Below are 24,799 nucleotides of genomic sequence, written 5' to 3' on the forward strand. Positions count from 1 at the left end.
CTTCTGCTATATTTTATATAATAAATTATTAACTTCTAAATATATATTTTAAAATAAACTAAGAGTATTAATATACAAATTAACTTTAATATAAAAAAAATTTGTAGCACAAAACATTAACTATAAATGGCGAGGTATAAGCATATACATGAAGAAAGAAAAATGAGATATTTATTTGGAGGTATCATTGAAATTAAGCCGTAGAATTTAATAATTGATGGAGTAAAGTTGCGTAAAGAAGTTTTTACTGTTTGAGCGAATAGCGAGTTTAAAAACTTTAGCAAACTTTACGGAATCAATTATATAAATTCTAGGTGAAAATTTCACCATTACCGGAAAATAAATATTTCATTTTTCGCTTCCATGTGGTACGCAATATATTTCAATTGCTTTTGCCATGAATTCTGCAGTCCCTTCTCCATATTTATCTATATTTTCTTTAAATCTTTCATCTCCTATATACATTAAACCTAAGCCACTTAAAATTTCCTTTGTACAATTATAAAAGTTTAAAGTTATATATGCTCTCCATTTTTCAACTAAGCTTTGTACAATATGACTATTTGGATCTTCATTCCTATTATCAGCAAACTCTTTTAATATTTCTATCATTTCTTCATTAATTGTATTCCATGAATTTTTATCATAACTACTTGTCTTTTTCTCATATTCTTTATATGCATCGGTATTACCCCAACGAGTTTTAACCTCTTCTGAGTACTTTCTTTTATTTTCTTCTATCTTACTATTATCAAATTCTTTAAAACTCATAATATTATCTCCCTTTATTGTTTTATTTATTAAGGCAATTAACCCATCAATTCTTTTTCTTTTTTCCATAAGCAATTCTTTATGCTTATTTAATGCTTCATTTTTATTGTAGTTAGGATTTGTCATTATTTCTTTTATTTCATTTAACGGGAAATCTAATTCTCTAAAAAATAATATTTGTTGCAAGGTTTCTAAATCTTTATTGGAATATACTCTATATCCAGCTTCAGTAGTATCACTTGGCTTTAAAAGTCCAATTTCGTCATAATAATGAAGAGTTCTTACTGTAACTCCACTTAATTTTGCTACTTCACTTATTTTCACTTTTCTGAATCCTTCCTTTTTCTTATAAATTAATCAGCACCTTTAATTTACTTGCTATAACTATGACTTGTTTTCCTTACTACACATCTAACTATAATCTATAACGTAACGTTATAGTCAATAAAAATATTAAAAAATAATATTTTTACTTTTTTAATATCTAATATAGAAAAATTTACAATTTATTAATAGCAATTTATTTCATTCTTGCAGAGGGCTTTATAGAACATTATACTTATAATTAGTAACATATTTTGCTATATACTAATAAATATAATTTATAATGAAAGGATTATATATGAGAAAAAAAGATATATTAGAGCTAAAAAAACGTTTTAAAAAAGACCACTGTACCTTTACAAAAATGTGTGGTTGTTACGTTAATGGCGAAAAAAATATTTTATTAAAATTCAGAGAAACATTTTTAAATTTAGAAGAGGATGATTATTTCAAATACTTAGAAATTGCTAAAAAAGTTTTATCTGGAACTATTGGTAACAATATTTTAGAGCTTAATTTTGAACTTAACGAAGAGCATATAAATGAAAAACAACTTTCTTTTATGAAACTAAAAAATAGTGGATTAAAAGATGACGCTTTACTTGATGAATTCTACAATTCAATTATAGAAAATTATGATTATACAGGTAATTTTTTAATCCTTATATTCCATGATGCTTACGATGTTATTACTAAGACTAAAGATAATGCAAAGTTAGATGAGTCTGAAGAAGTATACGAATATATTCTTTGTGCAATATGTCCCGTTGAACTATCTAAAGCTGGACTTAGATATTTTGAAGAAGAAAATACAATTAAATCACGTACAAGAGATTGGGTTGTTGAGGCACCAAGTAATGGATTTGTATTTCCTGCCTTTATAAATCGTAGTTCAGATGTTAATTCTATTATGTATTATACAAAAAATGCAAAAGATACACATCCTGAGCTAATGGAAAATGCTTTAGGATGTCCGACAAAACAAACTCATACAGAACAAAAAGAAGTATTTAATGATATTATCCGCGATGCTCTTGGTCCTGATGAAAAGAAATCTGATCTTTTCTTTATGGAAATTCAAGAAAGTTTAAACAATAAAATTGAAGAACATAATAGTATTTATGAAGAGTCTGATGTACCAATAGTTTTAACTAATGATGTTGTTCAAGAAATATTATCTCTAAGTGGTGTTCCTGAAGAAGTTACTACTAAAATAGAAAAGTCATATACAGAAAACTTTGGCGATGCTCCTCCTGTAGCAGAAATATTGATAGACAACAAGGCACTTGCTGCAAAAGCTCAAAAGAAAAAAGAAGAAATGCTTGAAAGACAAGTAAAAATACTTGAAAGCAAACTTGAAAGAGTGACTCAAAGCTCTTCACCAAATTCAGAAATAGAAAAAGCTTCATTAGAATTAGAAGATGAAGCGGCTATAGAAGTAGATTCTTCTAATATCACTTCAGAAGATGTTAGTGATTCTATATCTAAGGATAACTCAGATACTAATCTTAATACTAATACTGAGCTATCTGAGAATTTAGATGAAAACATAGAGAATTCTACTAATTTAAATGAAGATTATGATATTGTACTAAAAGTAAAACCTGAAAAAGTACCACAAATTAAATCTCAAATAATTGATGGCAAAAAATATCTTGTTATTCCTATTGATGAAAATGAACAAACTACTGTAAATGGAATTGATAGCTTAGTTTAATATAATTTAATAATAAAAATGGTATGTATCATGATTTCTGACACATACCATTTTTATATGTTTAATGCTCTATTAAATCTACCTTTTCAACTTCATTTATACACATTATATCTGTTAATATATCACTAATATCAAGTTCATCATCAAGATTTATTTTAAATCTAATTCTAACACCTTCACCCTTAGATCTCTTTTGCATTTCAATAGATACTATATCTCCTCCAACATTTCTTATCATGTCCTTTATAGCTTCAACTGTTACTGATATATTCTCACTTATTCTAACTTCTATATGGGCATGTGAATTTCTAGATATAGTAATTAAATTTTTTATTCTAAATATATCATTTAAAAATGCATATGCAACAAGAGTAACAAGTATTGAAGCAAGATATATACCTGATCCTACTGCTAGACCTATTATAGCTACTAAACATATAGATGCTGCTGTAGTTAACCCCTTTACGCTTCTTTTATCTTTTAATATTGTTCCTGCACCTAAAAAACCTATACCTGAAATATATTGTCCAGCTAATCTGAACACATCATTATCCCCACCATTAATACGATAATATTCTAAAGATGTTATTTGAATTAATAAGCCTACAAGCCCAACCATAACGTGAGTTCTTATTCCTACTACCATTCCTTTTTTCTCTCTGTTATATCCTATTGCTCCTACAAGAATTACACATACAATTATCTTAAATATAATAACTGCTGATACTTTAAATGTTTCACTATTAATAAACTCACTTATCATAAAATATTCACCTCCAGAAGCTCAATAAAAACTATATACTTTTATAATTTAATTTATTATCTGTAATATAAATAGATTTTTAATATATTTTATATTCTTAATTTTTATTAACTGAACACTTAAATATATTATTTCATAAACTAATATATTTAATAATACAAAAAGAGAGAACATTTATGAAATTTAATAATACCCTAAAAAATATGTATCGTAATATTATTTTTTCAAAATCTGTAATATCTCATAAATTTAGAATTCATTCAAATTATAATGATACCTCTACAGACTTTGTAAATAATAATAATTTATCTAGCACTACTAAATATCTTATTTGGGTAGATACTAATAATTTTCAAGTAAATATTTTTTCAGGCTCTAAAAATAACTGGAAACTAGCAAAGAATTATATTTGCTCTATTGGAAAACCATCTACGCCTACACCATTAGGAACATTTAAGGTTGGTGCCAAAGGATTTTCATTTGGCGAAAATCATGGGTATATTTGTTATTATTATACACAATTTAAAGGAAATTATCTTTTCCATTCAATTATATATAATCTAGATAATACAGTTAGAGACGGTCGCCTTGGATATAAAATCAGTGATGGCTGTATTAGACTTGCTAAAGTAAATGCTAAATGGATTTATGATAATATACCATATGGAACTACCGTTTTTATAAGTTAAAGAATGGATTATAAAAGTTGAGAATCAATAATAAAACTATATATTTATAGTTTAAGCTGTATCCCACATATTTGGTAGAATACAGCTTATTTTTATTATATAGGTATATAATAACTTCTCAATATCATCTCTAATTTTTATTTCTCTACTGTAATTTAAATTGATTTTCATGTTTATTTATTAAATCTTCAACTATATATGGGAGCTTTTCAATAATATGAGATGCATTAACACAAAACATATCTTTTGATAATATATCTCCACAATATCCATGAATATATGCTCCTAATATTGTTGCCTTTAAAATCTCATATCCTTGCCCTATAAAGGAAGCAATAATTCCTGTAAGTGCATCTCCCATACCTCCTGATGCCATTTTACTACTTCCTGTTGTGTTTATATAAACTTCTCTACCATCAGTTATTATTGTATTATATCCCTTTAATAATACTACTACATTATATTCTTTAGCAAAATTAACAGCAATATCAATTCTATTTTCAACTAACTCTTTAATATTAATACCTGTAAGCCTAGACATTTCTCCCATATGGGGTGTTATTACAATCTTTCTATTGCTATTCTTTAATAATTCTAAATTATCTTTTAATACATTTAATGCATCTGCATCAAGAACTACAGGACATCCTTCCTTAGAAAGAATATTCCTTACCTGTTTAAATGTAAATTCATCATTTCCCATACCAGGTCCCATAGCAATACTATCACTATTTAATATAACCTCTTCAAATGTATTATCCTCATATGACATTGACATAGCTTCTACTAATTTAGTTTTTAAAATATCTACTACAGATTTCTTTGTACAAAGAGTAACTAACCCTGAACCAGTTCTTACAGCTGTCATAGTTGAAATATATGCTGCCCCTGTAAATTTTTCAGATCCTGCTATAACAGTGATTCTACCAAAATCACCCTTGTGTGAATACTTATTTCTCTTTTTTATAATATTTTTTATATCATTTATTTCTGTCATGTACTCTTTATTATGAAATTTATTAACTACATAATCTGGTACACCTATTTTTTCAATTATTATACTCCCTGTATATTTTTCACTTTCATAATCTAAAAATCCCTTTTTATAAACTTCAAAAGAAACAGTTTTATCTGCTTCAATAGAATTACCTAGAATCCCAAAGCTATCGCATTTCATTCCTGAAGGTATATCTATAGAAAGTGTGTAAGTACTTTTTTCATTTATTATTTTAATTACTTCATCATATATTCCTTCTATTTTTCTGCTTAGACCTATTCCAAAAATCGCATCAATAGTCATGCTATTTTCACTTAGTGCTTCCCTTAAATTTATAATATCTTCATTTTTAATAATATGCTTTATATTAATCCCCATATTTTTTAAAATATCATAGTTTGCTTTACAGTCTTTACTCATTGAATGATTACCTACTATGAATATATCTACTTTCATATTCATACTAAAAATATGACGTGCAACAGCTAGACCATCGCCTCCATTATTACCACTTCCACATACTATAGTAAATGATTTAAATCTTTCAAAATCTATATTTTTAATAACTTTTAATGCAGCATTTTCCATAAGAACAATTGAAGGAATATTCAAATCATTTATGCAGTAGTTATCTATATTCCTTATTAAAATTGAGTTTCCTATTTTCAAAATCTCATCACCTTTTACAAAATTAATTTATATATTTATAATTATATCATTATTTAACTTCTGCTCATTTATTTTTATAACTTACTTCCTTATTATATTTTTAAAATTTTTGGACATTTGTCCTTATTTTTTTATTCTACCTCTTTCTTAAAAGAATTAATGTGTTATAATTACTTTACTTAACTAATAAGGAGAATTGCAATGAACAACTTACCTTATTTTTTAGATACTTGTCCTAATTATATAAAAAATAAATTTATGTATGTTAAATTTAATACTTTTGATAAAATACTTATACAAAATGAAGATCCTAACTTTGTATATATAATAAAAAAAGGAAAAGTCAAAGTTTATTCACTAACACCAACTGGAATTAAATATCTAGAAAGGACTTATTGTGAAAATGATTTATTTGGTGAGCTAGAAGTATTTGCTAATAAGCCTATATTAAATTATGTAGAAGCACTTGAACCTTGCGAAGCAATTAAAATTTCCAAAGAATCCTTTTTAGAATGGATTAAATATGATAGTGAATTTTCTTTATATATTCATATAGAGCTTTCTGAAAAAATGTATCATACTTCTATTAATAGTAAAGCAAATGTTGCTTATAATTTAAAAGATAGAGTACTCTTCTTTTTATGGAAGTTTTTAAATGAACATAATCTAAATACAGTTCATAAAGACATACTAGTAGAAGGTGTAGGTTCTAATATTAGAAGTGTTAATCGAATTATTAAAGAGTTAGTAGATGAAGATATTATTGAATATAATAAAGGATCTATTAAGGTAAAAGATATAAATAAACTTGCTGATATAAATTTCTCCTCTAATAGTAATAATAACTTAGTAAGTATTTTTAATAATAATTCAGGAGGCAAACAATGATAGATAAAAAATTATTAATAGAAAAAGCTTTCGATGCTCAAAAATATTGTTATACACCATACTCAAACTTTAATGTAGGTGCAGCTTTACTTTGTGAAAATGGTGAAATTTATCAAGGATGTAATATAGAAAATGCTGCATATACACCAACAAACTGCGCTGAAAGAACTGCTTTCTTCAAGGCAATTTCTGAAGGTCAAAAGAATTTTACTGCCATTGCAATTGTAGGAAATAAAGCAGGCATAAAACCTGGAGATGGAGATTTCTGTGCACCTTGTGCTGTATGCAGACAAGTAATGGCTGAGTTTTGCGATTTAAAAACTTTCAAAGTAATAATTGCTAAAAGTACAGAAGAATATTTAGAATATACATTAGATGAACTTTTACCATTAGCATTTACAGGTAAAAATTTAGAATAAACTATTAAAAGCTATTGATTTTTTAATCAATAGCTTTATCTCTATATAAAATTAGAAATATTCAATTAGACTTCTTTTAATAAATTATACATTCTTCTAACTAATATTATAATCCATAATCTTAAAGCTAATGCTAAAAATACTATACATACCCCTATTACTGCTGAATAAAATATCATATTTATAGTATTTCCAACTGTAATTATAGAAGCTATTATTAGATAAATACTTATTTTATTATTATAGTTATCATATAAATCATTATTTTTTATTTTTAATATTTCACTACTTCCAACTAATAATTTATATATCATAATAATTTCTACTATATTAAATACATTCATCCATATAATATTAAAGTATATATTATTTATCATTTCTGAACTTATCGAAAAAGTTATAAGCAACTTTATAAAAGCTATAAATATTAATATAGAAGCATAATTAGCTGATTGTTTTAATGATTCTAATTTATACTGATCTATCAACTCTTTTATTCCGAAATATATAACCATATAGCTAATAAAATCCGGTAAAAGCTTAATACTACCCAACTTTATATGAAATATTAAAAATATAAATCCCCAAAATATTTTATTATATCCCGAATTCATTTCTATAACTCCCCTCTTGCCTTTAAATATTTATATATTCCATAGGAATTATAAAAAGAATCGTAATTTCTAACATTAAAACTTTCCATATTGTTATACCTATAAATATATTCATCATTATACTCATTTATAAAGTGTATCTTAGGACTTATGTTATATAATGTATAACTTTTTAAAATATCATTACTTCCATTATACTTTGATTTTATTGTTACTATTGAATTTTCTTTTATAGTTTGTCCTTTCTCATATTTTATTTCATCAACACCATTAAACTCTATATAAGTAATATTAAAATCAAATATTTCTGAGACATCTTCAAATAAAGATGATTCTATATTTTCTATTTTAACATCTTCTTTTATTCTAAATGTTATTGATGACGTTCCATCACTAGAACCAGTATAGCTAATCCCCTCTAATGCTACTGGTCTATTACTACCTTTATATAATACTATCTTTCCTAAATCTATATCCATATTTGATCCATCATTAAATTCTATTGTTGCATTAGTTAATACAATTTCTTTTTGGTTATCATCATATTTAAGTTCTGGACATGTTACATATACTGTATGAAGTCCATACCTTCCAAACTCATTTACATTTAGTTTTTTCTCTTCATAAAACATCATTCCATAAGATTGATTATATTCTGTTGCAAAAAAATATGTATCTGATAGTTCTTTAAATGTTATCCCTGTAACATATTTATTATCATCTACATTCGAGATATACTGTAAAATTAAAGAACCTTCATCTAATGAATATGTACCTTCATATTCATTAATAGCTATTTCGTAATAATTCTTTAAAAACACCTGCTTGTCTATTCTTAACTTGCTAATTGATATTATAGATATTATTGCCGTTAACACTATAACTATTATTGATATCCTTAGTATCTTATTATGATTACTCATGGCTTCCCCCTAATTATTCTTTTTTATACATTATATACCAAACAATTGCTTTAATAAATAAAAAAGCTATTAGGAGTTATCTTTAATTTACTCTCTAATAACTATTTATCTTATATACTATAATACTTTTCTATAAATACCTTATGACTTCTAGGTATATTTTCTGGCAATTCGTCATAACTAAAAAAACATAAGTCCTTTGTTTCAAAATTATCTATACTTAATTTACCACTATAACTTTTACATACATATCCTATAGTTATAAAAAAAGCTTTATCTCCATGAGGAAATTCTATAAAACAATCTTCTCCTGAAGTTGTTCCTAAAAGAGTTAACTCTTTTATATTTAATCCAGTTTCTTCTTTTGCTTCTCTAACTGCAGTAGTTTCAAGAGACTCACCTAACTCCGTAATTCCACCTATTAATCCCCATTTGTAAGGGAATGTTCCTCTCTTTTGTAATAATATTTGATTATCTTTATTTATTATCAATACATTTACCCCTGTTAGATTTATTGAGTCATGGCCTACTCTTTCTCGTATATATTTAACATAATCCATATTTATAACCTCACTATTCTTCATTAGCCTAAACAATATAGCTAATCTTCTCTCATATCTATTATACCTATAACTTTTTTTTATTAAATAAAAAGAAAGATAATTTTCTAATTTAGGGCATAATATATAGGTCATTTCATTAATATTTATGTCTTTAAGGTGGATTTATATGAAAAATAACAATAACAAAATACAAAAGATACCACCATTTGAAAAGCCTTTATTTATAATGATAATAACTTTTGTTGGTGGATATATGAATGGATATACTTATATTACAAGAAATAATATATTAGCTAATATGCATACTGCTAATATGTCTAAATTAGGAATTAATATTGCTCTTGGAGAATGGTTAGAGGCACTACACTACTTCATTCCAATTGTAACCTGTATATTAGGTGCTGCTTTTAGTAAATTAATTGAAACTATACTTATAAACTTTAATTTTAAAGGAGATTGGAGAAAGTTTGCTCTTGTTTTAGAAGGAATTGCATTATTTTTAATAGGGCTAATTCCTAGTTCTTTTCCTGATATTATTGTTACTAATTTAGTTTCTTTTTTAATGGGATATCAATTATGTTTATTTAGAAATTGTCTTGGTGTTCCTTTTAATACAACTATATGTACTGGTAATATTAGAACTGTTGGATTATTCTTATTCGGTGCATTAGATAAAGAAAGCAATGACTCTTTTAAAAAATTAATTACTTTTACAATACTTACTTTTTCTTTTGCAGTTGGTGCTATTCCTGGTACTTTAATATCTCTTGCTTTAAGTATTAAATCTGTATGGGTTTGTAGTTTTATATTATTTCTACAAGCTTTTTGGATACATATTTATGAAAAGAAACTTTAAACAAACTCATCTTTTTTAAATACTATATAGTATGAAATCTAATGATAGGAGATGAGATACATGTCAAGAAATTGTTGTAATAATGAATCATCTTACTGTAATAATAACTGTTGCACCCCGTGTAATGGTTGTAACAACGGTGTATCAGGACTTGGCGGTTTTGGCTTTTATATACTAGCAATATTTTTGCTATTTGGTGGTGGCGGCTTTGGTCCAGGTAGCTTTTGGGGTGACTATGGCAAGATTTTTCGTTGTAGCGGATTTAATAACGGTTGGTGTGATAATAGCCAATTTAACAATGGTAGCTTTACTAATAATATTTCTAATACAAACTTTTCTAACTCTAACCTTGCTGGCCTTCTTGGAGGGCTTTCTAATAATAGTAACTTTGATATTAGTAATCTTACTGATTCTTATAATTAAGCCACTACCAAAAAAGCTATTAGGATTAAGTTCCTAATAGCTTTCTTTAAGCTCTAATAATGTACATGTATCATGAGTATTGTTTCCCTCATAACTGAAATTATATATCAAAACTTAATTGAATTTCATTATTTTTTTCTTCAAAAGTTCTCATATATTTAAAAACCTCTTCTACTCCACAAATAATATTATTCTTCTCACAAGTTTCTTTAATAATTTTCATCAATTTTTCATGATTTTCACTTAATACTTCATAACTACTTCCATATTTTTTTATATATTTTTCTTTTAACCCTTTAAAATGCTTATCTAAGTTTTTATAATAATACTCTCTATTTCCATCTCTTAATGTTAATCCAATACCGAATACTATAATTCCTTTAACTTTAGCTTCTATACAATAATTTAATATTCCTCTTATATTATCTTCGGTATCATTTATATATGGTAAAATAGGAGTTAACCAAACCACTGTAGGAATACCGTTATCCCTCATTATCTTTAACACTTCAAAACGTTCTTTTGTGCTAGAAACATTAGGCTCAATTATTTTGCATAACTCTTCATCATAAGTTGTTAGTGTCATTTGTACAACACACTTTGCTTTATTATTTATACTTTTTAACAACTCTAAATCTCTTAATATTCTATTTGATTTAGTTAGTATTGTTAACCCAAACCCATGCTTTTCAATTATCTCTAAACACTTTCTTGTATTTTGTATTTTTTCTTCTAATTGAATATATGGATCACTCATTGCACCTGTTCCAATGATACATTTTCTCCTTTTTTTCTTAAGTGCATCCTCTAATAACTGAGGTGCATTACTTTTAACTTCTATATTTTCAAAGACATGATTCATTCCATAACATAGACTCCTGGCATCACAATATATACATCCATGAGTGCATCCTCTATAAATATTCATTCCATTATTACTGGACAATATTCCTTTTGCCATTATCTCATGCATATAACATCTCTTCCCTTCTGTAATATTAATATTTCTACTCTTTTATAAAAACAATTTCATTATAACCTGTCTTATAATCTTTAATTGTTTCATATTTCCATCCCATTATTTCCTGTATAATAAGCTCGCAAGTAGTATTAATTATACATCCTTCCACTAAATGACCACCAATTACAGATAAATCTTCCTTTGAAAAAGCAATATGTAGATGAGTTCTTTCAGAACTTACAGTTCCATTTAAAGACACTATTTCACAGTTTTCATTAATCTCTCTTATATTAATACCACCAGCATCACGTATTCTTAACTTAGATACACATCCTACTGATGATAATATAACTGCAGCCTTAAGATTTTCTTCTTTTGCTATTTTCTTTATTTCAATTAATAAGTCATCTCCACGCTGAAGTCTTTTGCATATAATTCTACCGTTCATTTTATTTACCTCATTTTATAACTTAATTTTAATAACTGTACTAATATTTTTATCAATATTATTATTAATCTATTTTAAAGTATCCTTTTTATTATATATCTATAGTAAATAGTCAATTCTTTTGATTTATTAAGATGAAATATGGTATTTACCTAATTAGTCCCCTTATCCTCAGCTAGTGATTCCAACAACTAAACCTAAAGGTAACTTTTACAGCCAAGTTACTGACCATACTATGAACAATTAAAATAACAGTATTAGATTTATTATCATACAATACTGATATATATTAAAATTATTTAAATTCATTTTCATGTTCCTTAAAGAAAACATAATATTCACGTACATTCTCTAATTCAGTCCATCTCTTTATATCAACTGGATTTTCATCTAAATCGTATATTTTAGCCCCTCTTATAGAAAGCATAAATGGAGAATGAGTTGCTATTATAAATTGACAACTTAGATACCTTGCATGATCTTCAATAAACTTGACTAACTCTATCTGTCTCTTTGGAGAAAGACTATTTTCTGGTTCATCTAATATATATAATCCATTTTCCTCAATCTTAGAAATAAAATATCTAAATGCATTTTCACCATTAGAATATTCTCTTATATTATCAATTAAGTTATGACGAACATATTTAGATTGTGTTTTACTTCTAGCCTCGTTTACTTTTCTTAATATATTAAGTTCTTCTATGGATTTCATTTGAAAATTACTATATTTATTATCTAAATACTCTTCAAAAATTTTTTCTCTTTTATTATCTATTCCTTCATTAATATTTCGAACATTTAACATATAATCAAATACATCATCACTTGTTATAATTCTACTTTTTTTAGGAATTTCATATTCAATATCAATATCACACATATTAACATAATCAGTGTAAAAGTTAGACTTATTGTATATTGAATCTCTATTTATATTTATTTTTTCAGCTATTATATTTAATGCTGTTGATTTTCCAGAGCCATTTCCTCCATATAAAATGGTAATTGTATTAAAGTCTATTCTTTCAAATTGATTTTTAGAAAGAATCTTAAATGGATAAAATGAATCGTAACAAGTTCTCTTTTCATCTAATATAAAATTATATTCTCTAACTTCATCAACAAATTTGAAACTATTTAAATATATCATAATTTCTCCTCTTCCTATTAGTCACCCTTTATTTCTTCTAAAACTTTCTCTAAGGAATCTTCCCCATAATTTACAATAATAAATCCATTATATTCTACTCCTGCTTTTTCTAACATAAACTAATTGTGATACAACTATCAAAATAATTATAAAAAGAATAAACTTTTTAAAGAAAAAACTACTAGGATTTCATTTGATTTACCCTAATAGCTTTCATAAATTGTATTTATATACTCTCTATCTTACAACTATGCTCTTTAAGTTTTGAATCATAACATATAGCTATAGCTAAAACTTCTTTATTATCACTTTTAAACTTTTGAACATATTCTTTTTCTCTAATTTGCTTCAATGCTACATCAACATTTTCATCTTTTTTTAACTCAACAATAAATGCTTTATCTGCTTTTCTTCTTGGATGAAAAGTAAAGTCAGCATATCCTTTCCCCGTCTTTTCTTCTCTTTCAACTCTATAAGTATCTCTTGCACTTAAATATGCTAATGTTAGAACACATGATAAACTATTTTCATCATTATATTGAAGGATTGGTATTTCTGAATTATGAATTTCATGTAGTATTCTTTCTACTGTTTTACTATCCTCATTAACTGTAGCTTTTAACATCTTCCTTGAATTATCTATAATTTCAGAAACATATCCGAAAGATTCATCTCTTAAAGCTTTTTCAAATTCTTTCATTAACTCTCTATTTGGTATTTTTAAATATCCATCATGGTAAGATAAGAATCCTAATACTATCATTGCTGAATAAATCTCTTCTTTAGTTCTTGGTTCTCTTTGACCGGCTCTAAACTCTTCATCAATAAATATATCTATCTCTTCACCAGATACCATTTCTATAACATCATCTCTAATTTCTAAAATGTTATATTTTAAATACTTTGCTACCTCATCCATAGCTCCTGTATTTGTCCAGTAACTCTCACAGTATCCATTTTGAAGCGCTTTTACTACAGATCTTGGATTATATATTTTATTTCCCTTAGTTGTTAAATAACCATTATACCAATTCTCTAATTCTTCAAATTCAATTTCATCAGTTTTTTTACATAGATTTAAAACTTCATTATGTGTAAATCCAAAAAATTCATCATAAATTCTATCCTTCAAGAAAGTATGCTCATCAAACATATTTAATGCTGAGCCACTTGAATACTTTTTAATAGGTAATACACCTGTCATATAGGCTAATGCAACATAAGGTTGGTCCTTTAAAAGCTGTCTTATAAATTCTAAAAAGTCATTTTGATTTTCTTCAAAAAGGTTATTAGTAAAAATATAATCCCATTCATCGAATATAAAAACAAACTTATCTCCAGTAGCATTTAGCATATGGCTAATAGTATAATAATCTTTAATTTCTAAGTCTGGATACATACTTTTTATATCATCTATTAGGCCATTTTGTATTATACCTATATATTCATCATAAGTTTTATTCTTATCTGGTATTGTATTAAAGCTTATATTTATTACATTATATTTATTTAAATTTTCTTCATAACTTTTAGCTTCTCTTATTTTAAGGTTATCAAATATATCTTTTGAATCTACAGCCTTTGAATAATAAGCTCCTAACATATCTGCAACTGATGACTTTCCAAATCTTCTAGGTCTTGTAACACATATATACATATCAGAAGTCTCTATTAATTCATTTATTTTTTCTATTATTAAAGACTTATCAACAAAGTATTTGCTCCTATATAAGTTTTTATAGTTTGTTAATGGTTTATATGAATTTAAATATATACCCACACTATCTTCTCCTATTGTAATTAATATAGTTTAATTATAACCTAATTATTGAGTTAATAAAACAATTCATTAATTTCTATATATTGATATAATAGAAATATTGTAGATATAGTATTTTCAGGTTACATAAGTTCTTCTTTATCATATCTATACTTAAAGTCTACTATAGTATCTAATTATATCTTGATGGATTAATTTCTTTAACTAAAAAATCTACAACATTTCTGCTGTAGATTTCTTAGATTAGAAGTTGCTAATTACACCTCTTATTGTCTGTAGTTTCTAATCCCCTAATACTTATATATAAATTAATACTTATACCAGGAACATTTTCCCCTAGTAGCAGTTGCGCCCTATGAATCGTTTAGTAAATCGAAATAAAGGCATATGCTTTCACATACTGCTTATTACTTTTATATTTCTATACTTATTTTCTTCTATATCAATATAAGCTATTAATCTTTTAACTCGTTCATATAATTTATTATATTTTTCTCTTTTCTTATAGCTTTTCTCAGGAAACTTCTATTATATCTATGGAGTTTTCACTAATAAAGAAATTGACCTTGATTGAGCTTTCTATAGCTTATCACTAGTAATTTTCATATAGTTTAACTCATAATTTATAAAGTTTAATTTAAGAATTTACTGTCCATATTATAAATTAAGATTCTATTTAGAAACCATTACTTCCGTAGAGCATTCTTTATCTTCTAACTCAAATACCGCTTCCTTATAATATTCATCTTTTTTAACAATTTTTCTAAATCCATTTACTATATATTGTAAATCAAATGATAATAACTTCTTTTCTATCTCTTCTATGCAACTTATTTTAGTATGATATTTACCACTTAGTATACCTAGATATATCACTATATACTTTTCCTTATCATCATCATTCAAACTTTTAGTCCACCATTCTAAACAACTATTATCTTTTATACTAAAAAAATTATTTAATGCATCTTCATATTTTTTTTCATTAATAGATATTAATGCACTATTAATTAACGCTACACCATCTCCATCCTCAACACCATATTTTAACAATTGTTTTATATCTATATTATATTCATTGGCACCAGTTCTTCTTAACAAATATGCTATATTTATTTTTGTTCTATTAAATTTATCTGATAAATAATTTTTATTTATCCAATTAGACTTAATAATTTTTTTATACACTTCTAATGCACCTAATTCATCGCCTTCTTCGGCTAGATACATAGCTTTATAATCATATACTAGGAATATTTTTTCTAATATTTCTTCATCGTCTTCATTGCTATATTTTTCTACTACTTTATCATATATTTCTATCGCTTCTTCTGTTTTTTCTAATTTACTCATGCATACACTTTTTCCAATATATGCATCTATTACTATTTTTTTTATCTCCTTATCATCTTCCTCGCCATATTTTTCCACTACTTTATCATATATTTCTATTACCTCTTCTAGCTTTTTCATTTTTCTAATGCATATACTTTTATTCATATATGTCATTGCTATTAATCTTTTTATTTCTTTATCGTCTTCATTACTATATTTTTCTACTACTTCATCATATATCTCTATCGCTTCTTCTGTTTTTTCTAATTTACTCATGCATACACCTTTTCCAACATATGCATCTATTACTATTCTTTTTATCTCTTTATCATCTTCGTTACCGTATTTTTCTACTACTTTATCATATATTTCTATTGCCTCTTCTATCTTTTCCATTTTTCTAATACATATACTTTTATTCATATATGTCATTGCTATTAATCTTTTTATTTCTTTATCGTCTTCATTACTATATTTTTCTACTACTTCATCATATATCTCTATCGCTTCTTCTGTTTTTTCTAATTTACTCATGCATACACCTTTTTTAGCATATGCATCTACTACTATTCTTTTTATCTCTCTATCATCTTCGTTGCCGTATTTTTCTACTACTTTATCATATATTTCTATTGCTTTTTCTAACTCTTCCAATTTACTCATACATATACCTTTGTTCATATATGAATATAATACTATTTTTTTAATTTCTTTATCGTCTTCATTATTATATTTACAATATATTTTATCAAAAATATTCATTGCTTCTATTTTATTACTCTTGGATAACAACACGCCTTTATTAAAATTTAATTTAATATATATTTTTTTAATATCTATATCGTTAGTTTTTTCATAATTATTCTCTTCACAAATTTCAATTAAGTTATTATACAATTCAATTTTATCATTAGTTACTTTTATTTTTAATGGTATAATTTTCTTGAAAACATCATTAAAACTTTCTAACTTATTACTTTTTTTCTCTCTATTAATTTCAACTATTAAATTAAATAATTTATCTATTTCTGAATTATTATAGTATTATTTTTTCTAATGTCTCTTTCTCTATCTTATTTATTTTATATGCATCTAGCATAATCTCTAAACATAACAAAATTTCACTCAAATCATTTTCCTGGTAATGTATAATTTTATTACTAATTTCATTTAAATTTTTCAACAAATTTATTATATCGTTTTGAACTATATTCGTTTTTATCTTTGAAATTAAATCATCATTTTTTTCCTTTTTGTTATCAAGTCCTAATAACAATAATCTCTTATAGCTACTATTAAGAATATCCTCTTTGTAATGATTATATAGAAAATCTATGGGATCTATTACTATCTTAGGTAACTTAATTTCAAATTGCTTCATCATTTCATCAAATATATCTATAGCCTCTAAACAATCTATCTTTGAACTAGTTAATTTATCATCTATAACTTGTAACTCATTATTACTTAATAACTCTTGCTCACTATCTTTTTTTAATTTTTCTTGTGGTAATACAAAAACTATATCTTCTCTTAGTTTTTTCCCATCTTCGTCTTCATATTTTACCCATTCTGGAATATTCTCATAAGATTTTTCATCATAGCAAAACCAATATAACTTATATTTCAAAGGCATTTTTAATCTTTCACGTAATACTGTCATTATAACATCGCCTTCCCAACCACTATACCCTATAATTATAGGAGACATAGAATTTAAAATATTTGTTAAAAATGATTTAACCGAAAAAATACCATCTTCTTGAGCTCTATCGTTAATTTCTGATTTCAAATTACAACAATCATAATATTCATATGTTCCATGTACATGTAATATATTAAGTGAATCACTATTAATATTTAGTTTTGTAACATTTTCAGGTCTTTCACTTAGTAAAATATTTTTTTCTCCATATAAATTTAATGCTTGATATATAAATTTATCAAAATTCGGCGTAACTACTAAATTACTTATTTCTTTTGAGATTAATATATTCGCTAATTTTAACACTTCTTCCGGAATCTGTTTTCCAACTATAAGTCTTTCTAAATACATTCGTCTTATTTCTTTATGTGGAAAAGCTTTATTAAACCAATATGAATACTCATCACAATTTTTCTTTTTAATTTGAGTATCAATTTCACCATAACTTTCCTTATATATATTTTTACACTCATCTATTATTCTCCCAGCAGTTTTTACTACCCTAGAGGAAATACCAGCTCCTACAATAAAAAATATGGATAATTCTTTTTCTTATCATACATATATGCTTGTTTTATTTCTCTTATCGCTTCTTCATAATTCCTCATTATGTTATTATTCCCCATATATTCACCTATTTCTTTTATTTAAAATATTTTAGTTTCTATATTATATTTTTAATTTATTATATAATACCATATATTCAATCTTATATCACTAATTGCTTTTATACCAAATAAAATTTAAGACAGTAGATATATTTTTATAAAATTAAAATCCATCTACTGTCCCTTATTAATTACTTCTATTATATATTCTAAATATTAATTAATAAATTATAATACTTAAATTCATATTATAATGATAAAATTAATTATCCTTTGTATTTATACTTATCTTCTTATATATCTCTTCTAAAATACTTACCTTCAAAATTAACCTTCTCAGTCATCCTATAAGCCTCTTCCCTAGCTTCTTCAACAGTTCTCCCTCTGCCAACAACAGATAACACTCTTCCTCCACTAGTTCTTAAAACTCCATCTTCAAGTTGTGCTCCCGCTAAGAATACCTTGTCCTTAATACTTTCATCAATAGTAATTTCAAATCCCTTTTCAAAAGTTCCTGGGTACCCATTAGAAGCTAAAACTACATTAACACAAGCTCCATCATACCAATTAACTTCAACTTCATCTAATCTACTATCTAAAGCTGCTTCAACTAAATCAACTAAATCACTTTCCATTAAAGTTAAAACAGATTGAGTTTCTGGATCACCCATTCTTACATTATACTCTAATAAATAAGTTCCCTTTTTAGTTATCATAAGACCAAAGAATATAATTCCCTTAAAATCAAATCCTTCTTCTTGAATTCCCCTTAAAGTATTAGCCACTATATTTTCTTCAAAGTCTTTCATTACTTCTTCTGTAACAAATGGATTTGGTGCTAAAACTCCCATACCTCCAGTATTAGGTCCCTTATCACCATCAAAGATTTGCTTGTGATCTTTTCCCGAAATAAAAGGTATTAAAGTCTTACCATCAGTAATTGAAAGAATTGAAGCTTCTACACCTTCAAGAAATTCTTCAATAACAACCTTTTGGCCTGCTCCCTTGAAAATATCAGAAATCATAAAATCATCAATTGTATTCATGGCTTCTTCCTTAGTTTCTGCAATTACAACACCTTTACCGGCGGCTAATCCATCGGCTTTAATAACTATTGGATATTCACAGTTTTCTAGGTAAGCTTTAGCTTCTGAACACTCTGTAAAAGTTCCATATTGAGCAGTTTTAACTCCATACTTCCTCATAAAATCTTTAGAGAAAGCTTTACTTCCTTCTAATTTAGCCCCTTTTGAATCTGGTCCAAAGCATCTAAGTCCTGCAGCCTTGAACTTATCTGTTATGCCTTTTGTTAATGGATTTTCTGGTCCAACAAAAGTTAAATCTATATTATTTTCTCTTGCAAATACTACCAATTCATCAATATCAGTAATATTAACATTTTCACATTTATTTTCAATTGCAGTTCCACCATTACCAGGTGCTACAAATATCTTACTAACTTTTTCACTCTCAGCTAACTTCCAAGCAATAGCATGTTCTCTTCCACCAGAACCAACTAATAATATTTTCATAATATTAACCTCTCTTATAACAATAAATTACTTCCAATTAATGTATGGACCCCGGAGGTCCTTCCATATATTGTATTGACCTCCCAGGTAACTACTAGTGTTTAAAGTGACGGACTCCTGTAAACACCATAGCAATTCCATGTTCATTACAAGCATCAATTGATTCTTGGTCTCTCATTGAACCACCTGGTTGAATTATTGCTTTAATTCCATATTTAGAACATTCATCAACTATATCTCTAAATGGGAAGAAAGCATCTGAAGCTAGTATAGTTGCCCCTTCCCCTCTTCTTAAAGCATCCATTGTTGGCCAAATTCTATTAACTTGTCCCCCACCGATTCCTACAGCAACACCATTTTTAACTGTAACTATAGCGTTTGATTTAACATACTTAACTACCTTCATACCAAATACTAAATCTCTCATTTCAGTTTCAGTTGGAAATTTTTCTGTAACAACATTTAATTCTTCTAAAAGCTTAGTATCTTCTTCTTGAACTAAAATTCCTCCATCAACAGTTACCATGAACTTCTTATCACATGGCTTAACGTTACACTTAATAACTCTTAATTTCTTCTTAGTTCTTAAAATTTCTAAGGCATCTTCATCAAACTCTGGAGCTGCAACTACTTCTAAGAATATTTTCACCATTTCTTCAGCTGTAGCTTTATCAATCTTCTTATTAATAGCAACTATTCCACCAAAGATTGAGGTTGGATCTACATCATGTGCTTTAGTGTAAGCTTCTACAGTAGTCTTGCCTATTGCAACACCACATGGAGTATTATGTTTTAATGCACAGCAAGCTGTTTCTTCAAACTCATTAACAACTTTCCATGCTATATCTAAATCCTTAATATTATTATAAGAAAGCTCTTTTCCATTTAAGATTTCAAAGTCATTCATACCGCCGTCAAATTCATTTGAAACATAGTATGCAGCGCTTTGATGTGGATTTTCACCATATCTTAAGCTTTGCTTCTTCTTGTATGAAATTGAAAGATATTCTGGATATTCTTCTTCATCACTTAACATAAAGTTAGAAATAGCTGCATCATAAGCACTCATTAAATTAAATACTTTACCAGCTAATTTTTTTCTTAGCTTATAGCTAACATCTCCAGTTTCTTCAATTTCAGCCATTACAGCTTGGTAATCGGAAGCTTCACTTATAACAACAACATCTTGGAAGTTCTTAGCTGCTGCCCTAAGCATTGTTGGTCCACCAATATCTATAAATTCAACCTTTTCTTCAAAGCTTAAATCTTCTCTTACTTTTTCAAAGAAAGGATATAAATTAACTATAACCATATCTATAGTTTCAATATTTCTTTCTTTTATAGTATTCATATGTTCTTCATTATCTCTTATAGCAAGTATTCCTGCATGAATAATTGGATGAAGAGTTTTAACTCTTCCATCTAGCATTTCTGGAAAATTAGTAACTTCATTAACTTCAGTTACTGCAACTCCATTTTCTTTCAAATGTCTATAGGTACCTCCAGTTGAAATAACCTCAACTCCCTTTTCTGCTAAAAACTTTGAAAAATCTAAAATTCCAGTCTTATCAAATACACTAATTAATGCTCTTTTAATCATGTAAAAATCCTCCCTATTTCAAAATATTTACTCTACCGTCTATAATCTCAATTTTATCTCTACTTATTAAATCAATTGCTTTAGGTAATAACTTATGCTCTTCTACTAATACCCTCTTTTGAATATCTTCTGCTGTATCATCAAAATATACTGGAACTACTTCTTGAAGTATTATTGCTCCACCATCTACTTCTTCATTAACAAAATGAACTGTACACCCAGTGAACCTAACCCCTGAAGCTCTTACTGCATTATGTACATGCATTCCATACATTTTATCTCCACAAAAACTTGGTATAAGTGAAGGATGAATATTTATTATTCTATCTTTAAACTCTTTTAATATTTCCCCATCTAATATTGAAAGATAACCAGCTAAAACTATTAAATCAACTTTGCCTCTAGTTAATTCTAATATCTTATTAGAAGTTTCATTTCCATACTCTTTCCTTGAAACAACATATGTAGGAACCTCATCATTTTTAGCTCTTTCTAAGCCATAAATACCATATTTACTTCCAATAACCATTTCAACTTTAAAAGTCCCTTGTCCATAATCTAAAATTGATTGGAGGTTTGACCCTCCACCAGATACAAGCACTGCTATTTTAAGCAAACTCCTTCACCTCCAGCTGTTACGACACCAATTTCATAAGCTCTTTCACCTAATTCAATAAGTTCTTTTATAACAGCATCAACGTCTTTTTCATCAACACATAATACAAAACCAATTCCCATATTGAATGTATTATACATATGCTCTCTATTTACACCTTTGTTAATCATATCTTCAAAGATTGCTGGTAATGGATAACTATCTTTGTTTATTTCTGCAGTTAATTCTGAACCATTAAACATTCTTGGAACATTTTCAATAAATCCTCCACCTGTTATATGAGACATACCCTTAATATCAAACTTTTCAATTAAACTTAATATTGGTTTAACGTATATCTTAGTTGGAGTAATTAATGTCTTCCAAACCTCTTCTCCATTAAACTCTTCATTTAAATCTGTGTATAATTTTCTAACTAAAGAGAATCCATTTGAATGTACTCCTGAAGAAGCAATACCAATTAACTTATCTCCTGGTTTAATATTTTTTCCGTTTATTATTTTATCTTTATCAACGATACCTACTGCAAATCCTGCAATATCATATTCTCCTTCTTTATAGAAACCTGGCATTTCAGCAGTTTCTCCACCAACTAAAGCACAACCTGACATAACACAACCATCAGAAACACCTTTAACTAAATCAGCAGCAACCTCTGCTTCAAGTTTTCCACAAGCTATATAATCTAAAAAGAATAATGGCTTTGCTCCATGACATAAAATATCATTTACACACATAGCTACACAATCAATACCAACTGTATCATATTTTTTAGTTTTAAATGCTAATTCAAGCTTAGTTCCAACACCATCTGTACCAGAAACTAAAACAGGTTTTTTATAACCTTCTGGTAATTCAACCATTCCAGCAAAGCTCCCAAGACCATTTAAAACATATTCACTCATTGTTCTTTGTGCATATTCCTTTATAAGCTTTACTGACTTATAACCTTCTTCTATATTAACTCCAGCATCTTTATAAGTTATCATTTAAATTACCTACCTTTCAGTTTCTATTGGTGTTGCAACTGGATATATTCCATTAAAACATCCTACGCAATATCCTTGATCTGCATTAAAGCATTTATACATACCATCCATAGTTAAATATCCTAAAGAATCACAACCAATTATTTCTCTTATTTCTTCTAATGAATTATTAGCCCCAATAAGTTCTTTTCTATAAGGAGTGTCTATTCCGAAATAACATGGGTATTGAACTACTGGTGATGCTACTAAAAAGTGAACTTCTTTTGCTCCAGCTCTTCTTAAAGATTCAACTAAGTGTTTTGAAGTAGTTCCTCTTACTATTGAATCATCTATAAGAACAACTCTCTTATCTTTAATATTTACTTTTAAAGGATTTAACTTAACAGCTACTGCCCTTTCCCTAACTTCTTGAGAAGGAGTTATAAATGTTCTTCCAACATATCTATTCTTTACAAATCCAGTATCATAAGGAATTCCTGATGCCTTAGCATATCCTATAGCTGCTGGTATACCTGAATCTGGAACAGCAACAACTACATCTGCTTCAATTGGGTTTTCTCTATATAATTGTTCCCCTGCTCTAACTCTTGATTCATGAACATCTAATCCATCTATTATAGAATCTGGCCTAGCAAAATATATATATTCAAAAGCACAAGTTTGGCATTGAGTATTTTCAGAATATCTATATGAATTTATTCCACTTTCATCAATTACTATAATTTCACCTGGTTCAATATCTCTAACTAATTCTGCACCAATTGCATCTAAAGCACAGCTTTCAGAAGTTAAAATATATCCCTCTTCAATTCTTCCTAAACAAAGAGGTCTAATTCCATGTGGGTCTCTTACCCCTATAAGTTTATTTTCAGTTAAAATAACCATTGCAAATGACCCTCTAACAGCTTGAATAGCATCTAATACTGCTCTTTCAACACCTTTTTTAGCACCTCTTGCAATTAAATTAGCAATTACTTCTGAATCTATTGATGTATGAAATACATGTCCTCCATCCTCTAATAACTCCTTAATAACATCTGCATTAACTAAAGTTCCATTGTGTGCCATAGCTATTGGTCCTAACTTTGTTTTACTTAATAATGGCTGTGCATTTTCAATTCTAGTATCTCCACTTGTTGAATATCTAACATGTCCAATTGCTGTAAAACCTTTTAAAGAATTTATATCTTCTTGAGAAAATGCTTCTGTAATAAGCCCCATTCCTTTTTTTATATTTATATTCTCACCATTAGCAACGGCTATACCTGCGCTTTCTTGTCCTCTATGTTGAAGTGCATATAAACCATAGTAAGTTATAGATGCTACATCTATTTCTCTATTAGAGTAAACACCAAATACTCCACATTCATCTTTAAATTTATCATTGCTTGGATCCATTATTATATTGTCTAACTTTGGATTCATATTTTATAACCCCCGATTAATCAGTTTTTGA

The 24,799-nt window shown here is 27.0% G+C and carries 23 protein-coding genes; 6 read left to right on the forward strand and 17 right to left on the reverse strand.

Going from position 1 to position 24,799, the window contains the following annotated elements:
- Positions 1-348: 348 nt before the first annotated feature.
- Complete coding sequence (locus EJJ37_RS05870; RefSeq protein ID WP_133014668.1) at positions 349-1,095, reverse strand: MerR family transcriptional regulator; 747 nt, start codon at positions 1,093-1,095, stop codon at positions 349-351.
- A gap of 298 nt (positions 1,096-1,393) precedes the next feature.
- Between EJJ37_RS05870 and EJJ37_RS05875 the strand changes: the two genes are divergently transcribed.
- Positions 1,394-2,812, forward strand: coding sequence for a DUF4317 domain-containing protein (locus EJJ37_RS05875; protein ID WP_133014669.1), 1,419 nt, complete (start codon positions 1,394-1,396; stop codon positions 2,810-2,812).
- A 61-nt stretch (positions 2,813-2,873) separates the two neighbouring features.
- Here EJJ37_RS05875 and EJJ37_RS05880 read toward each other — a convergent pair whose 3' ends face one another.
- Positions 2,874-3,575 carry an MgtC/SapB family protein gene (locus EJJ37_RS05880; RefSeq protein ID WP_133014670.1) on the reverse strand — a complete coding sequence of 234 codons (702 nt, stop codon included), beginning with the start codon at positions 3,573-3,575 and terminating at the stop codon, positions 2,874-2,876.
- A 176-nt stretch (positions 3,576-3,751) separates the two neighbouring features.
- Here EJJ37_RS05880 and EJJ37_RS05885 point away from each other — a divergent pair, with 176 nt between their 5' ends.
- Positions 3,752-4,264 (forward strand): L,D-transpeptidase, encoded by a 513-nt coding sequence (locus tag EJJ37_RS05885; RefSeq protein WP_133014671.1) that lies wholly within the window; start codon positions 3,752-3,754, stop codon positions 4,262-4,264.
- Between the two features lie 145 nt (positions 4,265-4,409).
- Here the strand turns inward: EJJ37_RS05885 and EJJ37_RS05890 are convergent, their stop codons facing one another.
- Positions 4,410-5,930 carry an NAD(P)H-hydrate dehydratase gene (locus tag EJJ37_RS05890; protein ID WP_133014672.1) on the reverse strand — a complete coding sequence of 507 codons (1,521 nt, stop codon included), beginning with the start codon at positions 5,928-5,930 and terminating at the stop codon, positions 4,410-4,412.
- A gap of 201 nt (positions 5,931-6,131) precedes the next feature.
- On the opposite strand from EJJ37_RS05890, the gene EJJ37_RS05895 reads away from it, so the two are divergent.
- Both EJJ37_RS05895 and EJJ37_RS05900 read left to right on the forward strand, forming a co-directional pair.
- On the forward strand, positions 6,132-6,818 hold the full coding sequence (locus EJJ37_RS05895; protein WP_133014673.1) for a Crp/Fnr family transcriptional regulator: 687 nt from the start codon (positions 6,132-6,134) through the stop codon (positions 6,816-6,818).
- Positions 6,815-7,237: a cytidine deaminase gene (locus EJJ37_RS05900; RefSeq protein WP_133014674.1), complete on the forward strand. Its 423-nt coding sequence runs from the start codon at positions 6,815-6,817 to the stop codon at positions 7,235-7,237. The genes EJJ37_RS05895 and EJJ37_RS05900 overlap by 4 nt, the downstream gene beginning before the upstream one ends.
- 65 nt (positions 7,238-7,302) lie before the next feature.
- Here EJJ37_RS05900 and EJJ37_RS05905 read toward each other — a convergent pair whose 3' ends face one another.
- The 3 genes from EJJ37_RS05905 to EJJ37_RS05915 form a co-directional block, all read right to left on the reverse strand.
- The gene (locus tag EJJ37_RS05905; RefSeq protein ID WP_133014675.1) at positions 7,303-7,851 is read right to left on the reverse strand and encodes a hypothetical protein; all 549 of its coding nucleotides are present in this window, start codon (positions 7,849-7,851) and stop codon (positions 7,303-7,305) included.
- A 2-nt stretch (positions 7,852-7,853) separates the two neighbouring features.
- Positions 7,854-8,774 (reverse strand): hypothetical protein, encoded by a 921-nt coding sequence (locus tag EJJ37_RS05910; protein ID WP_133014676.1) that lies wholly within the window; start codon positions 8,772-8,774, stop codon positions 7,854-7,856.
- A gap of 110 nt (positions 8,775-8,884) precedes the next feature.
- A complete protein-coding gene (locus EJJ37_RS05915) occupies positions 8,885-9,334 on the reverse strand; it encodes an NUDIX hydrolase (protein WP_166484672.1) in 450 nt (149 codons plus the stop codon).
- A gap of 169 nt (positions 9,335-9,503) precedes the next feature.
- Between EJJ37_RS05915 and EJJ37_RS05920 the strand changes: the two genes are divergently transcribed.
- Both EJJ37_RS05920 and EJJ37_RS05925 read left to right on the forward strand, forming a co-directional pair.
- Positions 9,504-10,193, forward strand: a complete 690-nt coding sequence (locus EJJ37_RS05920; protein WP_133014678.1) for a YoaK family protein — start codon at positions 9,504-9,506, stop codon at positions 10,191-10,193.
- Positions 10,194-10,253: 60 nt separating this feature from the next.
- The gene (locus EJJ37_RS05925) at positions 10,254-10,616 is read left to right on the forward strand and encodes a hypothetical protein (protein ID WP_133014679.1); all 363 of its coding nucleotides are present in this window, start codon (positions 10,254-10,256) and stop codon (positions 10,614-10,616) included.
- A 100-nt stretch (positions 10,617-10,716) separates the two neighbouring features.
- Here the strand turns inward: EJJ37_RS05925 and EJJ37_RS05930 are convergent, their stop codons facing one another.
- The 11 genes from EJJ37_RS05930 to purF all read right to left on the reverse strand — a co-directional run bounded on the left by EJJ37_RS05930 (position 10,717) and on the right by purF (position 24,768).
- Entirely contained in the window at positions 10,717-11,589 is an 873-nt protein-coding gene (locus EJJ37_RS05930; protein ID WP_133014680.1) for an SPL family radical SAM protein, read from the reverse strand.
- 34 nt (positions 11,590-11,623) lie between these two features.
- A complete protein-coding gene (locus tag EJJ37_RS05935; RefSeq protein ID WP_133014681.1) occupies positions 11,624-12,025 on the reverse strand; it encodes a PPC domain-containing DNA-binding protein in 402 nt (133 codons plus the stop codon).
- A gap of 295 nt (positions 12,026-12,320) precedes the next feature.
- A complete protein-coding gene (locus tag EJJ37_RS05940) occupies positions 12,321-13,178 on the reverse strand; it encodes an AAA family ATPase (protein ID WP_133014682.1) in 858 nt (285 codons plus the stop codon).
- A 226-nt stretch (positions 13,179-13,404) separates the two neighbouring features.
- Positions 13,405-14,958, reverse strand: coding sequence for an AAA family ATPase (locus EJJ37_RS05945; RefSeq protein ID WP_133014683.1), 1,554 nt, complete (start codon positions 14,956-14,958; stop codon positions 13,405-13,407).
- Positions 14,959-15,630: 672 nt separating this feature from the next.
- Positions 15,631-17,190, reverse strand: a complete 1,560-nt coding sequence (locus EJJ37_RS05950) for a tetratricopeptide repeat protein (protein WP_133014684.1) — start codon at positions 17,188-17,190, stop codon at positions 15,631-15,633.
- 139 nt (positions 17,191-17,329) lie between these two features.
- Positions 17,330-18,349: an SIR2 family protein gene (locus EJJ37_RS05955; RefSeq protein ID WP_133014685.1), complete on the reverse strand. Its 1,020-nt coding sequence runs from the start codon at positions 18,347-18,349 to the stop codon at positions 17,330-17,332.
- Positions 18,350-18,899: 550 nt separating this feature from the next.
- Entirely contained in the window at positions 18,900-20,138 is a 1,239-nt protein-coding gene (gene purD, locus EJJ37_RS05960; protein WP_133014686.1) for a phosphoribosylamine--glycine ligase, read from the reverse strand.
- 94 nt (positions 20,139-20,232) lie between these two features.
- Positions 20,233-21,738 (reverse strand): bifunctional phosphoribosylaminoimidazolecarboxamide formyltransferase/IMP cyclohydrolase, encoded by a 1,506-nt coding sequence (purH, locus tag EJJ37_RS05965; protein ID WP_133014687.1) that lies wholly within the window; start codon positions 21,736-21,738, stop codon positions 20,233-20,235.
- Between the two features lie 13 nt (positions 21,739-21,751).
- Positions 21,752-22,354, reverse strand: coding sequence for a phosphoribosylglycinamide formyltransferase (gene purN, locus EJJ37_RS05970; protein ID WP_133014688.1), 603 nt, complete (start codon positions 22,352-22,354; stop codon positions 21,752-21,754).
- Positions 22,342-23,343 carry a phosphoribosylformylglycinamidine cyclo-ligase gene (gene purM / locus EJJ37_RS05975; RefSeq protein ID WP_133014689.1) on the reverse strand — a complete coding sequence of 334 codons (1,002 nt, stop codon included), beginning with the start codon at positions 23,341-23,343 and terminating at the stop codon, positions 22,342-22,344. Before purM ends, purN begins: the two co-directional genes overlap by 13 nt.
- A 9-nt stretch (positions 23,344-23,352) precedes the next feature.
- Positions 23,353-24,768 (reverse strand): amidophosphoribosyltransferase, encoded by a 1,416-nt coding sequence (gene purF / locus EJJ37_RS05980; RefSeq protein ID WP_133014690.1) that lies wholly within the window; start codon positions 24,766-24,768, stop codon positions 23,353-23,355.
- Positions 24,769-24,799 lie beyond the last annotated feature (31 nt).

It is taken from the genome of Clostridium cuniculi (assembly GCF_004353185.1).
GTDB classification, from domain to species: domain Bacteria; phylum Bacillota; class Clostridia; order Clostridiales; family Clostridiaceae; genus Clostridium; species Clostridium cuniculi.